The sequence below is a fragment of the Paenibacillus sp. FSL H7-0331 genome (assembly GCF_001956045.1).
In genome coordinates, this window is the sequence record NZ_MRTH01000011.1 from 118,628 (window position 1) to 131,555 (window position 12,928).

At 41.7% G+C, this 12,928-nt stretch carries 16 protein-coding genes; all 16 read left to right on the top strand.

The features are described from left to right. Positions 1–3 precede the first annotated feature (3 nt). The 16 genes from fliG to fliP all read left to right on the top strand — a co-directional run bounded on the left by fliG (position 4) and on the right by fliP (position 12,910). Complete coding sequence (gene fliG / locus BK127_RS17910; RefSeq protein WP_076232739.1) at positions 4–1,020, top strand: flagellar motor switch protein FliG; 1,017 nt, start codon at positions 4–6, stop codon at positions 1,018–1,020. Continuing rightward, positions 1,013–1,834 carry a FliH/SctL family protein gene (locus BK127_RS17915; RefSeq protein WP_076232742.1) on the top strand — a complete coding sequence of 274 codons (822 nt, stop codon included), beginning with the start codon at positions 1,013–1,015 and terminating at the stop codon, positions 1,832–1,834. Before fliG ends, BK127_RS17915 begins: the two co-directional genes overlap by 8 nt. Continuing rightward, the gene (fliI, locus tag BK127_RS17920; RefSeq protein WP_076232744.1) at positions 1,835–3,157 is read left to right on the top strand and encodes a flagellar protein export ATPase FliI; all 1,323 of its coding nucleotides are present in this window, start codon (positions 1,835–1,837) and stop codon (positions 3,155–3,157) included. It abuts the gene before it with no gap. Positions 3,158–3,163: 6 nt separating this feature from the next. Then, positions 3,164–3,607, top strand: a complete 444-nt coding sequence (gene fliJ / locus BK127_RS17925) for a flagellar export protein FliJ (protein ID WP_076232747.1) — start codon at positions 3,164–3,166, stop codon at positions 3,605–3,607. Positions 3,608–3,634: 27 nt separating this feature from the next. Then, positions 3,635–4,561 (top strand): MotE family protein, encoded by a 927-nt coding sequence (locus tag BK127_RS17930; RefSeq protein ID WP_076232749.1) that lies wholly within the window; start codon positions 3,635–3,637, stop codon positions 4,559–4,561. Between the two features lie 24 nt (positions 4,562–4,585). After that, positions 4,586–6,202 carry a flagellar hook-length control protein FliK gene (locus BK127_RS17935; RefSeq protein WP_076232752.1) on the top strand — a complete coding sequence of 539 codons (1,617 nt, stop codon included), beginning with the start codon at positions 4,586–4,588 and terminating at the stop codon, positions 6,200–6,202. 30 nt (positions 6,203–6,232) lie between these two features. Continuing rightward, the gene (locus BK127_RS17940) at positions 6,233–6,700 is read left to right on the top strand and encodes a flagellar hook capping FlgD N-terminal domain-containing protein (RefSeq protein WP_076232754.1); all 468 of its coding nucleotides are present in this window, start codon (positions 6,233–6,235) and stop codon (positions 6,698–6,700) included. After that, positions 6,697–7,074, top strand: a complete 378-nt coding sequence (locus BK127_RS17945) for a TIGR02530 family flagellar biosynthesis protein (protein WP_076232756.1) — start codon at positions 6,697–6,699, stop codon at positions 7,072–7,074. Before BK127_RS17940 ends, BK127_RS17945 begins: the two co-directional genes overlap by 4 nt. Positions 7,075–7,167: 93 nt before the next feature. Further along, entirely contained in the window at positions 7,168–8,004 is an 837-nt protein-coding gene (locus BK127_RS17950; RefSeq protein ID WP_076232758.1) for a flagellar hook-basal body complex protein, read from the top strand. Between the two features lie 59 nt (positions 8,005–8,063). After that, on the top strand, positions 8,064–8,285 hold the full coding sequence (locus BK127_RS17955) for a flagellar FlbD family protein (RefSeq protein WP_076232760.1): 222 nt from the start codon (positions 8,064–8,066) through the stop codon (positions 8,283–8,285). Beyond that, on the top strand, positions 8,286–8,762 hold the full coding sequence (locus BK127_RS17960) for a flagellar basal body-associated FliL family protein (RefSeq protein WP_076232763.1): 477 nt from the start codon (positions 8,286–8,288) through the stop codon (positions 8,760–8,762). Between the two features lie 41 nt (positions 8,763–8,803). Next, complete coding sequence (gene fliM / locus BK127_RS17965) at positions 8,804–9,802, top strand: flagellar motor switch protein FliM (protein ID WP_076232765.1); 999 nt, start codon at positions 8,804–8,806, stop codon at positions 9,800–9,802. Continuing rightward, entirely contained in the window at positions 9,792–11,069 is a 1,278-nt protein-coding gene (fliY, locus tag BK127_RS17970; protein ID WP_076232767.1) for a flagellar motor switch phosphatase FliY, read from the top strand. Before fliM ends, fliY begins: the two co-directional genes overlap by 11 nt. Before the next feature lie 25 nt (positions 11,070–11,094). Beyond that, entirely contained in the window at positions 11,095–11,457 is a 363-nt protein-coding gene (locus tag BK127_RS17975) for a response regulator (RefSeq protein ID WP_076232770.1), read from the top strand. A 44-nt stretch (positions 11,458–11,501) separates the two neighbouring features. Beyond that, entirely contained in the window at positions 11,502–12,152 is a 651-nt protein-coding gene (locus BK127_RS17980) for a flagellar biosynthetic protein FliO (RefSeq protein WP_076232772.1), read from the top strand. An 11-nt stretch (positions 12,153–12,163) separates the two neighbouring features. Continuing rightward, entirely contained in the window at positions 12,164–12,910 is a 747-nt protein-coding gene (gene fliP / locus BK127_RS17985) for a flagellar type III secretion system pore protein FliP (RefSeq protein WP_372237359.1), read from the top strand. Positions 12,911–12,928: the final 18 nt, after the last annotated feature.

The following is a 12,928-nucleotide window of genomic DNA, read 5'->3' on the forward strand; positions in this document are numbered from 1 at the left end:
TTTTTGGCTAAAGTTCAGCAACAAGGGTTATCAGGTCGTCAAAAAGCAGCTATTCTGTTGATAAGCCTGGGACCGGAGGTTTCTGCTCAAATTTTCAAGCATCTTCGAGATGAAGAGATCGAGCAGCTAACATTGGAAATTGCCAATGTTAGAAAAGTAGACAATATAGAAAAAGAATCGATATTGTCCGAGTTTCATCAGATTTGTCTAGCTCAGGAATTTATTTCTCAAGGCGGTATCTCGTACGCCAAAGAAATACTTGAGAAGGCACTGGGATCGCAGAAGGCGCTTGATATTATCAATCGTTTGACGGCGACCCTGCAAGTAAGGCCTTTTGACTTTGCCAGAAAAGCCGACCCTGCTCAAATTTTGAATTTCATTCAGAATGAGAATTCTCAAACGATTGCCCTGGTATTGGCTTACTTGCAGCCTGAGCAATCTTCCATTATTCTTTCATCGCTTCCTCAGGACAAGCAAGCAGATGTGGCTAAACGTATTGCTCTGATGGACAGCACTTCGCCTGAGGTTATTAGTCAGGTTGAACGGGTGTTGGAGCAAAAGCTATCTGCTACCGTAACTCAAGATTATACAAATGCTGGCGGGATATCTGCCATCGTTCAGATTCTGAACGGTGTTGACCGAGGAACAGAGAGGACGATCTTAGACTCTCTCGAAATTCAGGATCCAGAGTTGGCTGAAGAGATTAAGAAAAGAATGTTTGTGTTTGAAGATATTGTTAATGTGGATAATCGTTCTATCCAACGCATCATACGCGATATTGAAAATGCGGATCTACAGCTGGCACTTAAAGTAGCAAGTGAGGAAGTACGAGAGGCAATTTTCAAAAACATGTCCAAACGGATGTCCGAAACATTCCGGGAAGAGATGGAGTTTATGGGACCCGTTCGATTGCGCGATGTAGAGGAAGCGCAGACACGTATTGTGGCTACCATACGTCGTTTAGAAGAATCCGGAGAAATTATCATTGCACGTGGTGGAGGAGATGATATTATTGTCTAATGTCATCAAGATTTCCCAATATGTATCGTTGGAAGAGAAGAAAATTGTGGAAATTGCTGCTCAGCCGAAGCTGTTTGATGAAACATCAAATGAAGAGGAAGAGCTTTCCCAAGAAGAATTAGAAGAGCTAGCAACAGCTTCTCAAATTAAGGAGCAAATTCTTCAGGATGCAGAAGCTTTTGCCGAAGAGCAGGTAAGAGCTGCGATGGATGAAGCAGCAGCTATAAGGCAGCAGGCACAAGCCGAAATCGAACTGTGGTGGAATGAACAGAGACAGCATGACGCTGAGTTGCAAACACAGTTGAAGGAAGAAGGCTATCAAAAAGGCTTTGAAGAAGGAGCCGCACAGGCAGAATTAGAGCTTCGTAATCAGTACAATGAGATGCTGCAGGAGTCATCCACCATATTGGAGCAATCGTATTTGCTCAAACAGCAAATTATACAAGAAGCAGAGCCCTTTCTGATCGAGATGAGTTGTTCCATAGCAGAGAAGATTGTTTCCAGACAGCTTACAGTAGAATCCGAATGGGTGACTGACCTAATTAAAACCGTTCTTGCCCGAAGGAGAGAAAAAGGAATTATAACCCTTTGCATATCGCCTTCACAATTTCCTTATATTCAGGATGCGCGTGAAGAGCTTCTGCTGCATATTGATTCACAAGCGGAATTGCAAATTATCCCCGATCCTTCTGTACATGATCATGGTTGCGTCGTCAGATCAACGTTTGGAAGTATTGATGCGAGAATTGATACGCAGTTAAAGGAAATTAAAAATGCTCTACAACATCTTGCAGTACGAAGCGAGGGGTCGTAGATGATCCAAGTACCGAATGCATCCAAATATATTGAACACTTAAGACAACTGGACCCGATTCGGGTTAATGGAAAAGTAACTCAGGTTATTGGATTAACCGTTGAATCAGAAGGTCCGGATGCAAGCATTGGTGATGTTTGTTATATTTATCCTTTTAAATCAAATAAACCGTTAAAAGCTGAGGTTGTTGGCTTTAAGAACAACAGGGTTCTGCTTATGCCGTTGGGTGAGCTAACATCCATAGGTCCTGGCTGCGATGTTGTTGGAACAGGAAAGCCGCTTACCGTACAGGTGGGACATGAATTGCTGGGAAAAGTTTTGGATGGTCTTGGTCAGCCTTTGGATGGGACCTTTCTTCCTTCCAGAATGACACAGTATTCAACTAACAATATACCTGGTAATCCGTTGAAAAGACCAAGGGTATTGGATCCTATCAGTGTAGGTGTCCGCTGTATTGATGGCTTGCTAACGATAGGTAAAGGTCAGCGTGTAGGGATTTTCGCTGGTTCTGGTGTTGGAAAAAGTACATTGATGGGTATGATTGCCAGAAATACTTCTGCTGATGTCAATGTGATTGCGCTTATAGGTGAGCGTGGGCGTGAAGTATTGGATTTTATCGAACGGGATTTAGGAGCAGAGGGACTTGCTCGGTCCGTAGTCATTGTGGCAACTTCCGATCAGCCCGCTCTGATTCGTATTAAAGGAGCATTAATTGCAACCAGTATTGCCGAATATTTCAGAGATCGCGGCCTGAATGTCATGATGATGATGGATTCAGTGACAAGGTTTGCGATGGCTCAGCGTGAAGTAGGTCTTGCTGTTGGTGAGCCGCCTGCTACAAGAGGATATACACCTTCTGTATTCGCCATGCTGCCCAAGTTATTAGAACGCTCTGGTACCGGACCCAAAGGTTCGATTACAGCATTTTATACCGTTCTCGTTGATGGGGACGATATGAATGAGCCGATTGCAGATGCTGTACGTGGTATTTTAGATGGACATATTGTTTTGGATCGTTCAATTGCCAACCGTGGTCACTATCCAGCTATTGATGTATTGTCCAGCGTCAGTCGGGTAATGAAGGAAATTGTAACTTCTGAGCATATGTCTGCAGCAGAAAATTTGAAACGATTGATGTCCATATATAAGGATTCGGAAGATCTCATTAATATAGGGGCGTACCAAAAAGGTTCGAATCCGGATATTGATCTTTCTCTGCAATATATTCAATTGATTTGGGATTTCACCAAGCAAAAAGTCAGTGAGAAGCTAACCTTCAGTGAAGCTCAGGAAAGCTTAATCCAACAATTTCATAAAGGATGAGATTAAATGAGACGCTTTAAATACGCTTTTCAAAAAATTGTTGATTTAAAAGCAAATGAAAAGACACAAGCGGAATGGATGTTGTCTGAAGCAATTGGCAAGGTGCGTGAGGAGGAATCCTCGATGTCTGTGCTCTGTTCGGAAAAAGATGGACTGCAAGAGCAGTTGCATTCGACTTCTGTAGGCAAAACGACAATTTCGGAAATTATGCTGCTGCAGCATTTTGTTGACACAGTCAGTAATCAGATTGTGATGAAAAACAACGATCTGGAGCGTGCCAAACGAGTCGTGGTGACCAAGCAGGATGTATTGGCAGGTAAAGTGCTTGAAGAGAAAATTTGGAGTAAAGCCAAGGATAAGGCACATCAAAGCTTTGCAGCCACTGTGCTGAAAAAAGAACAAGAGCAGCTAGACGAGATGGCAACGAACCGATTCAGGAGATTGTCATAGAACAGCAGAAGACGGGAGGCGATGATGATGGCAAATGTTGATGTGGAAGGAAGCTCCTCGTATGGGGGAATGGAACGGTTTTTAATTTGGTTTCTGATACCGTTTGTATTCACTGCTGTTCTGCTTGGCGTTTTACTTACCATTTTCGATTATGATGTCATGAACAACGTACTTCGAACGGCAAAGAATATACCGGTAATTAGCAGTATTGTACCTGAACCTAAATCCAAAGCTACTGATGGCAAGCCAGCAGATAAGAAGGCATCAACTGGACAGGCGGCTTCACCACCAACGGCCGAAGAAAATGTTCAGGCTTTAAGTGCGCAATTAGATCAAAAAGATCAGGAATTGAAAAAAAGTGATGCTGCTGTTGTTCAACGTGATCAAACTATTAAAGAACTGCAATCGAAAAACAGCTCTTTGGAGGAGCAAACCAAAGCCAAAGCTCTTTCCGATGAAGAATATTCAGCACAAATTCAACAGCTTGCAACGATGTATGCCAAGATGTCTCCTTCAAAATCCGCACCTATCATGGAAAACTTGACGATCCCTGAGATGGTACTTGTCCTGAGTTCGATGAAAACAGATGACAAGGTCAAGATCCTTGAGAAAATGGATCCAAAGAAAGCTGCTGAAGCTTCTATATTGTTAAAGGACCAATCAACGGCCAAGGACAAACAAATTGCCGCATTGCAGGAACGTCTTAAGCAGGTCACTATTCCTGACCCTAAAGCTACCCAAAAGCTGACTAAAGATGATTTGGGAGCAACGTTTTCCAATATGACTCCAAAAAGTGCAGCTATTGTTTTGATGGAAATGCAAAATGCAAATCCGGACAAGGTGATTTCTATTCTAAGTTCAATGGAAAGCGCAGGGAGGTCGAAAATTATTACAGCAATATCCGAACAATCTAAAGAAGTGGCTGCACTCATATCTGCTCGTCTGATTCAATAAATCATATGAAGGGAGGTGAAAAAAATGGAAATTCAGGCACAAACCCAAATACCGGTTACTTCATCAGGTAGTTCATCTGCAGCTGCTTCTACAACCAGTGGCAGTTTAGGTACCGGTGCTTCCAATTCATTAAATGGACAAGCCACGGGAGGCTTTTCGTCAACATTAAATGGACTACTCACAAGTTCAGCACCAGCTGGGAATGCATTATCCAATCAGGCTGCATTAACAGGTCTGAATGTATTGGTCCAACTATTAGGAGCTGCAAACAACGAATCCGCACTAAGTAATGAAGATGTTAAAGGCTCCTCACAGCAACTAGACGCTTTAATTAAACTATTGGGATCTGATTCGGAGGATGTAACAACTCTTTTAGATAACCCGGATGTTCAATCATGGTTAGCAGGTCTTCAAGCGATACTGCTGTTACAGCCACTAGCAGCTGCAGATCAGACTCAATCGCAGCCAGTAGTTTCGGGAGATGACAATTCTGGAACGTCCGAGGTAATTGATAATGCAGCAAATAATTCATTAGCTGATAATGAGCTTAATCCGCTATTGTTTGTTCCAATCCACGCGAGCAATGCTACAACTGAAGCCTCAGGTTCGAGACCCGGGGATTCCAACAAAGTAATTGTCAAGGAAGAAGCTTTTAAGCTGTTGGAGAGCTTTAACCAATTACTACAAGCAAATGGTGAAAAATCAGCATCTCCACAGGTTGAGAAGGCTATACAAACAGCTTTGAATGACCTGCAAAAGCTCATGGCTTCGCTGGTTCAACAACCGGTTGCAGCCCAAGTCAATTCTACTATCATGACAGAGCAAGCAGTGAGCACTGACACCGCAGCTGCTGTAGTTAACGAAAAACCTGCTGCACGTGTCATTGGAAATCTTGCAGCTAGTGTTCGTACTAGCTCGCATAAAGGCAACAAAGTGGAAGACGCCATTCCGGTTATAGTGCCAACAGCTAATTCCAAGCTTGAGTTTTTAGCAGCTAAATCTGTGCAGCCGAAATTAATTGTGGACAGCAATGGATCAGAAAGTCCGCTATTTGAACCTTTGGTTGATCTGCCAAATGATTCTTCCGATGAATCTCCGGCTATACCGATGCATGAGTTTTTGAAGCATGTACAAAATACACAAGCCGTTACCAAGCCACCTGTGATTTTAATGCAGGCGCCTAATTTTGTAGAAGAAATGACACAGTTAGTCGTTAAATCCTTTACACTGGAAACGAAGCAGGATGGTTTTACAGAAGCCAAGCTTTCTTTGTACCCTCAGAATTTGGGTCAGGTTGACGTAAGATTGACTATGCACAATGGTCAGCTTATTGCACAGTTTATGGCAGATAGCTCCTTAGGTAAAGAAATGCTCGAAAGTCAGCTATCTCAGCTGAGAACAACGCTGCAAAGTCAAGGCATTCAAGTCGAAAAACTGGAAGTATCCCAGAATCAGGCTTTTCAATCCGGAATGTTTCAGGAACAACAACGACAGCAGCAATCTCAACAATCCGCTAAACAGCAAAAAGGAAATAACGTCGATACTATTACCGTTGTAGATGATGAAGCTGTACAAAGCCAATTGAATGCAAGTCCTACAGCCAATGGATCAGGCAGTACTTCTATCGATATTACCGCCTAGTAGAAACAACCATAATCGGGAGGTGATAATATGGCAGATTCACCAGTAAGCACGAAAAATATTTATCCTTATTATGCTAAAAGTAATGTGGATAAAGCGGGAAAAGATACGGAAAAAAAGGGTCAATTGGGGAAAGATGAATTTTTAAAGATTCTGATGACTCAATTGAAAAATCAAGATCCTACGGATCCTTTAAAAGACAAAGAATTTATTGCGCAAATGGCCCAATTTACCTCTGTTGAGCAGTTGAGCAACATGACCTCGGAATTAAAACTTATGAGGCAATCATTGGGTATAGCTTCTTCTCTGATCGGCAAAGAAGTTCAATGGTCGATTCCAAGCACCAAGACCAATGAAGAGCCGAAAACAGGAACTGGTGTTGTAGAATCCATCATTATGAAAGAGGGTTCTCAATATGCTCTGATAAAAGATGAGCAAGTCAATCTGGATTCTATCTTGAGAATTTCGAATCCGGTGCCGGAGGCGGTCAAGGAATGAACCAACCCATATCTGTCGGTCAGTTATATCCTGGCAGTATTCGAGCATCTCAGCTCAAGCGTAACGACCTGGCTGTTCAGAGCAAGGAAAGCTCATTCCAGGATGTTTTGCAGACGAAGCTCGTCAAATTTAGTCATCATGCCGAAGAGAGATTACGTCAAAGAGGTATTGAATTTCAGCCGGAGCATTTAGCGAAAATTGATGCGGCTATCGACAAGGCAGCATTAAAAGGAGCAAAGGATTCATTGATGTTAATCAATGATACTGCATTAATTGTAAACATAAAAAATCGTACCGTAGTGACTGCTATGGATGAAGCATCTATGAAAGACAACTTGTTTACCAAGATTGATAGTGCGGTCATCATATCGTAATAACGGGGCTGGACCATAAAGGAAGCCCATGGTTGTGGAATGACCGAAGCAACCAGCACAATAAGGCAATTACTCATAGGGAGGCAATTATTAATGCTAAGATCACTATATTCAGGTGTTTCCGGTATGAGAGGATTTCAAACGAAACTGGATGTTATCGGAAATAATATCGCGAACGTTAATACGGTTGGCTTTAAAGGCGGACGTGTAATGTTCAAGGATATTCTGAGTCAGACAGTTGCGGGTGTGACACCTTCAATAGATGGAACAAAGGGTGGTGTCAATGCTAAACAAATCGGACTAGGTGTTTCTATCAGTGCGGTTGATACGATTCACACACCTGGCAGTGCGATGACAACTAACGTTCCAACCGATCTTCGTATAGATGGAGATGGATTCTTTGCCATTAAAGCCACACCGGATCAAGAGCAGCCCTATCTAACCCGAGCTGGGAATTTCACGTTTGATGCTAACAATCAATTGGTTACTGTAGATGGTATGTACGTAACGGATAGCGGCGGTGCGATCATAGATTTGGATACAATCGGTAACGTAACGGCTTTTTCGATATCCAACGCGGGTGAGCTTATAACCGTAGATGATACTGGGGCTACAGCCAATACAGGTGTTTTTATCGGTGTAGTTAAAGTTCCAAATCCGGCTGGACTTGAAAAAATTGGCGGGAATTTGTATCGTCAATCACCAAACTCCAATGATTCAGGAACGCCAATATCCGATTTCCTTGGACTTGCTAATGATGCTGCGAGAGGTACTGGGGCGATTGTTTCGGGTCAATTAGAAATGTCCAATGTCGATTTGACGGCAGAGTTTACTGAAATGATCGTTGCTCAACGTGGTTTTCAATCTAATGCCCGTATCATTACGACATCCGATGAAATCTTGCAGGAAGTTGTTAACTTGAAACATTAACACAACTTAAGGTAAGGGGGAGTTGATCTCCCCCTAAATTTTTAAATCGGAGGCTGACAATGATCAGACTTACCCGCTTAAATGGGAGACAGCTTTTAGTGAACGCATTATTGATCGAAAGTATTGAAGAAACACCCGACACTATCATTACTTTAATAACTGGTAAAAAAATTACTGTTTTGGAGCCAATGACGGATGTGGTCCAGCTTGTGACCCAATATATGCAAACGATAGGGTCAATTGCTGGAACAATAAAGAGTATCGATTCGGAGGGGTCTTAGTTGTTTAAAAGCAAAATGTTTTTAATGGTAGTTGCTATACTCATTGCTATAACCTTGATATTAACAGCAGCATTTGTTTTATGGAATTATATGGACAAAGGTAATCAGGATCCACAGGAGTTAGCGCAAAGCTCAGCCAAAGAAGTTAAACAGGCTAAAAAAGCGACACCGGAAGAAACGAAAGCCAATACAGTTATCCTAAAAGATATTTTGACAAATCTTGCAACCAATAATCGATTTATTAAAGCAAGTTTTGCCATTGAATTGGAAAATGCGAAGGCGAAGGACGAATTTGAAAAGCTTGATTTTAAAATGAAAGCTATTATTGTACAAACTCTCTCCGATATGACTCCGGAGCAGGTACAAGGCAGCAAAGGCTTGGATAATCTGACTTCGACCCTTATGAATAAAATGAACCCATTACTAACCCTCGGGAAGATCAAACAAATTTGGATCACGGATAATGTGCTTCAATAATGATTTTCTTATATAAAGCCGTACGAAGGAGGTGACGTTAAATGGTAGATGTACTTTCGCAGAATGAGATCGATGCTCTGCTGGCAGCTCTTTCATCTGGTGAGATGGATGCTGAAGAGCTCAAGAAGGAAGAAACGCAGAAAAAAGTACGAGCATACGACTTTAAAAGAGCTGTTCGGTTTTCCAAGGATCATATACGAAGCTTAACCAGAATCCATGAAAACTTCGCCCGTTACCTAACGACATACTTTTCAGCACAATTAAGAACTTTTGTGCAAATAAATGTGGTACAAGTCGAACAATTGCCGTATGATGAGTTTATTCGTTCTATTCCTAAAATGACAATTCTCAATATTTTTGAAGCGGAGCCTTTGGAGGGCCGTATGGTTCTTGAAGTACATCCTAACGTAGCGTTTGCAATGCTGGATCGACTGCTTGGGGGTGCTGGGACATCGCCATCAAAAATAAATGCTTTAACCGAAATTGAAACTATTGTGATGGAACGTATTTTTAGCAGATGTTTTGAAAGCCTTCAAGAAGCTTGGAAAAGTGTTATCGATTTGTCTCCTCGTCTTGAGGCGTTGGAAACAAATCCACAATTTATGCAAATCGTGTCTCCGAATGAAACGATTGCATTAATCTCTCTAAGCACCAAAATCGGTGACACCACAGGAATGATTAACCTTTGTATTCCTCATGTCGTCATCGAACCCATTATGCCGCGTTTATCCGTGCATCATTGGTTTGTTTCTCAGAAAAAAACGATAGCACCTGAAGAAGTTATGGCTTTACAGTCTCGCTTACATAAAGCTAAGCTTCCCATTATTGCTGAGTTAGGTGAAACTCAAATATCGATCAGGGAATTTTTGAACTTAAGTGCTGGCGATGTAATAACGCTGAACAAACCGGTTGATGAGCTGCTAAACATCAGAATCGGAGAAAAACTGAAGTTTTTGGGCAGTCCCGGCAGCATCAAGGGAAAACTGGCTATGCAAATAAGCGAGATTGTTAGTGAAGGAGCAGAAGACAATGACGAATAATAGGGATTATTTGTCTCAAGAAGAAATTGATGCTTTGTTGAGACAATCTTCAGGTGACAGCTCGGAGAGCTCAAGTGTTGATGTCCATGTTGATAATTATTTAACTTCTTTGGAACAAGATGCACTTGGCGAAATTGGAAACATTACCTTTGGAAGCGCGGCAACAGCTTTATCCACTTTATTAGGAAAGAAAGTAGACATCACTACACCGAAAGTTTCAGCAGTTGCAAAGGATGAATTAGTAAAAGAATTCCCTCTGCCTCACGTTGCGGTCCATGTTAATTATGTTGATGGATTTCATGGCATTAATCTGTTAGTCATCAAAACTCGCGATGCACAAGTTATTGCTGATTTAATGATGGGTGGGGATGGAACGGCCTACGCTGAAGAATTGTCTGAGATTCATATTAGTGCAGTTCAAGAGGCTATGAACCAGATGATGGGTTCCTCTGCAACATCCATGTCGACGATTTTTAATCGATTCGTAAATATATCTCCGCCAGGAATTGATATATTAAACTTGTCGGATGGTGAAGGTGGGGCGTCGCTTCCTCCAGAAGAAGTATTCATTAAAATCTCTTTTCGCATCATCATTGGAGATTTAATTGATTCTACACTTATGCAGCTTTTACCTGTGTCATTTGCGAAGGATATGGTATCTATTCTTATGGGAGGTGGGGAGGACTCGCAAGAGGCGTCAGCACCAGCACCAACCCCTGCTCCAGCTGCTCAGCAGCCACAACAGCCTATAGCTCCACCAATGGGACAACCAGATCCTTACGCTCAGCCGATGTATCAGCAACCGCCTATGCAGCAGCAGCCCATGTATGAGCAGCCGATGTATCCGCCACAACAGCCGATGTATCAGCAGCCCATGTATCCACCGCAGCAACCGATGTATCAGCAACCACCTGCTGCATATGGGAATGGACTAGGTCGAGATGTTAATGTTCAACCTGCACAATTTTCAAACTTTGCACCACACCAATTAACACCTCCAGAGGATACGAATCTAAATTTGTTATTGGATATACCTTTGAAGGTAACGGTAGAGTTAGGTAGAACTCAGAAAGTAATTAAAGACATCCTTGAATTATCTCAAGGTTCAATTATTGAATTAGACAAGCTTGCAGGTGAGCCTGTTGATATTCTGGTTAACAATAAGTTGATTGCGAAGGGTGAGGTTGTCGTTATTGACGAGAACTTTGGTGTACGCGTTACAGACATTGTTAATCAGTGGGATCGCATTCAAAAACTACAGTATTAATTAAACTTGGGAGGATTGTTTACACATGGCAAATAGAATATTAATTGTAGATGATGCAGCTTTTATGAGAATGATGATTCGGGATATCTTGACTAAAAATGGTTATGAAGTCTGTGGAGAAGCTAATGATGGAGCTCAAGCGATTGAGAAATTCAAAGAAGTGCGTCCCGATCTGATCACAATGGATATTACAATGCCAGAAATGGACGGTATTGCTGCGCTGAAGGAAATCAAAAAAATCGATGCTTCAGCCAAAGTTATTATGTGCTCTGCGATGGGTCAACAAGCGATGGTTATTGATGCAATTCAAGCGGGTGCGAAAGACTTTATCGTTAAGCCGTTTCAAGCTGACCGAGTTATTGAGGCTATTAAGAAAACTTTGGGATAATAGATTCAAGGGGAGTCTGGCATAGACCGAAAGGAATGTGAAACTTGAAAAGACTCTTTATCAAATTGTCTTCTCTTATTGCTATTGGAAGTATTCAAATCGCCGGTTTCTCTAAGATTTGTTTTGGGGAAACCGGTACCTCCCCTGATCAACCAACGAAGGGGATATCGGATTTAAATTACTCGGGAGTTAGTACTTCAGAAACCATATGGATGATTATAAAAGTTATCTTCTTTCTTATTCTTATTATCGGATTATTTTTTATTATTATTAAGTTTCTTTCCCAGAAAAATAAATTTTTATTTGGTCGCTCCATGCGCTCCTTAGGAGGCGTACCACTGGGTCCCAACAAATCGATTCAAGTCGTGGAAATTGGTCGTTCCCTCTACATAGTAGGAGTTGGGGAAAATGTGCAGCTGCTGGAAAAAATTGAAGATGAGGATGAAGTTTCCTATATATCGGATATGTTAAATTCTTCGAACGCAAAAACCGCAGCAAGCTTTGAAACTTTCACAGGCTGGCTTTCCAAGCTGAGAAAAAAGCAAAGTATCATTGAGGAGTCAGACGAAGAGGTAACAGCTTCTTTTCAGCAAATTTTTCATAATAAAATGCACCATTTATCAGACCGAAAGAAAATGGTGGAGGATCTACTGATGGATGACAAAAATAAAGATCGGTTGAATGATAAACAATGAAATGGAAGGCTATGATCTACACTGTAGTATCTTTGCTCGCAATGATCATGTTGTCAACATCCCATGTCTATGCGGCTAATCCTATCCCGGGCATTAATATTGATTTTGGATCTTCAAGCTCTGCAGCTGGAGCATCCAATACGGTCAATATTATTATATTAATCACGATCCTGAGTATCGCTCCAGCTATTCTGGTATTGATGACTAGTTTCACGAGAATTATTATTGTTCTCGGCTTTGTAAGGACAGCGCTCGGGACACAACAAATGCCTCCTAATCAGGTTCTGATTGGATTAGCACTATTCATGACCTTTTTTATTATGGCACCTACGCTTGGCGATTTGAATGAACAAGCGCTGCAGCCTTATCTGAAAGGAAGCATGAATCAAACAGATGCTTTGGACAAGGCATCGGTCACCATGAAAAAGTTCATGTTTCAACACACAAGACAAAAGGATCTGAAGCTGTTTCTTGATTATTCCAAGGCTCAACCACCAAGTGGAGTCGAAGATACACCGTTGACTGCTTTGGTACCCGCATATGCGATTAGTGAATTAAAAACGGCTTTTCAGATGGGTTTTATGATTTTCATTCCTTTTTTGGTTATCGATATGGTCGTAGCCAGCACCTTGATGGCAATGGGGATGATGATGTTACCGCCCGTCATGATATCACTTCCATTTAAAATATTGCTGTTTATTTTAGTAGATGGTTGGTATTTGGTAGTAAGATCACTGCTACTTAGCTTTAACACATAATGAGAATTGATGACCATG

Bases quoted from the DNA above. Each gene is read 5' to 3' on its own strand.
- BK127_RS17935 (WP_076232752.1), top strand. From the start codon at position 4,586: ATGGAAATTCAGGCACAAACCCAAATACCGGTTACTTCATCAGGTAGT.
- BK127_RS17955 (WP_076232760.1), top strand. From the start codon at position 8,064: ATGATCAGACTTACCCGCTTAAATGGGAGACAGCTTTTAGTGAACGCA.
- fliY (WP_076232767.1), top strand. From the start codon at position 9,792: ATGACGAATAATAGGGATTATTTGTCTCAAGAAGAAATTGATGCTTTG.
- BK127_RS17950 (WP_076232758.1), top strand. From the start codon at position 7,168: ATGCTAAGATCACTATATTCAGGTGTTTCCGGTATGAGAGGATTTCAA.
- BK127_RS17940 (WP_076232754.1), top strand. From the start codon at position 6,233: ATGGCAGATTCACCAGTAAGCACGAAAAATATTTATCCTTATTATGCT.
- fliM (WP_076232765.1), top strand. From the start codon at position 8,804: ATGGTAGATGTACTTTCGCAGAATGAGATCGATGCTCTGCTGGCAGCT.
- fliI (WP_076232744.1), top strand. From the start codon at position 1,835: ATGATCCAAGTACCGAATGCATCCAAATATATTGAACACTTAAGACAA.
- BK127_RS17975 (WP_076232770.1), top strand. From the start codon at position 11,095: ATGGCAAATAGAATATTAATTGTAGATGATGCAGCTTTTATGAGAATG.
- fliJ (WP_076232747.1), top strand. From the start codon at position 3,164: ATGAGACGCTTTAAATACGCTTTTCAAAAAATTGTTGATTTAAAAGCA.
- fliP (WP_372237359.1), top strand. From the start codon at position 12,164: ATGATCTACACTGTAGTATCTTTGCTCGCAATGATCATGTTGTCAACA.
- BK127_RS17945 (WP_076232756.1), top strand. From the start codon at position 6,697: ATGAACCAACCCATATCTGTCGGTCAGTTATATCCTGGCAGTATTCGA.
- BK127_RS17930 (WP_076232749.1), top strand. From the start codon at position 3,635: ATGGCAAATGTTGATGTGGAAGGAAGCTCCTCGTATGGGGGAATGGAA.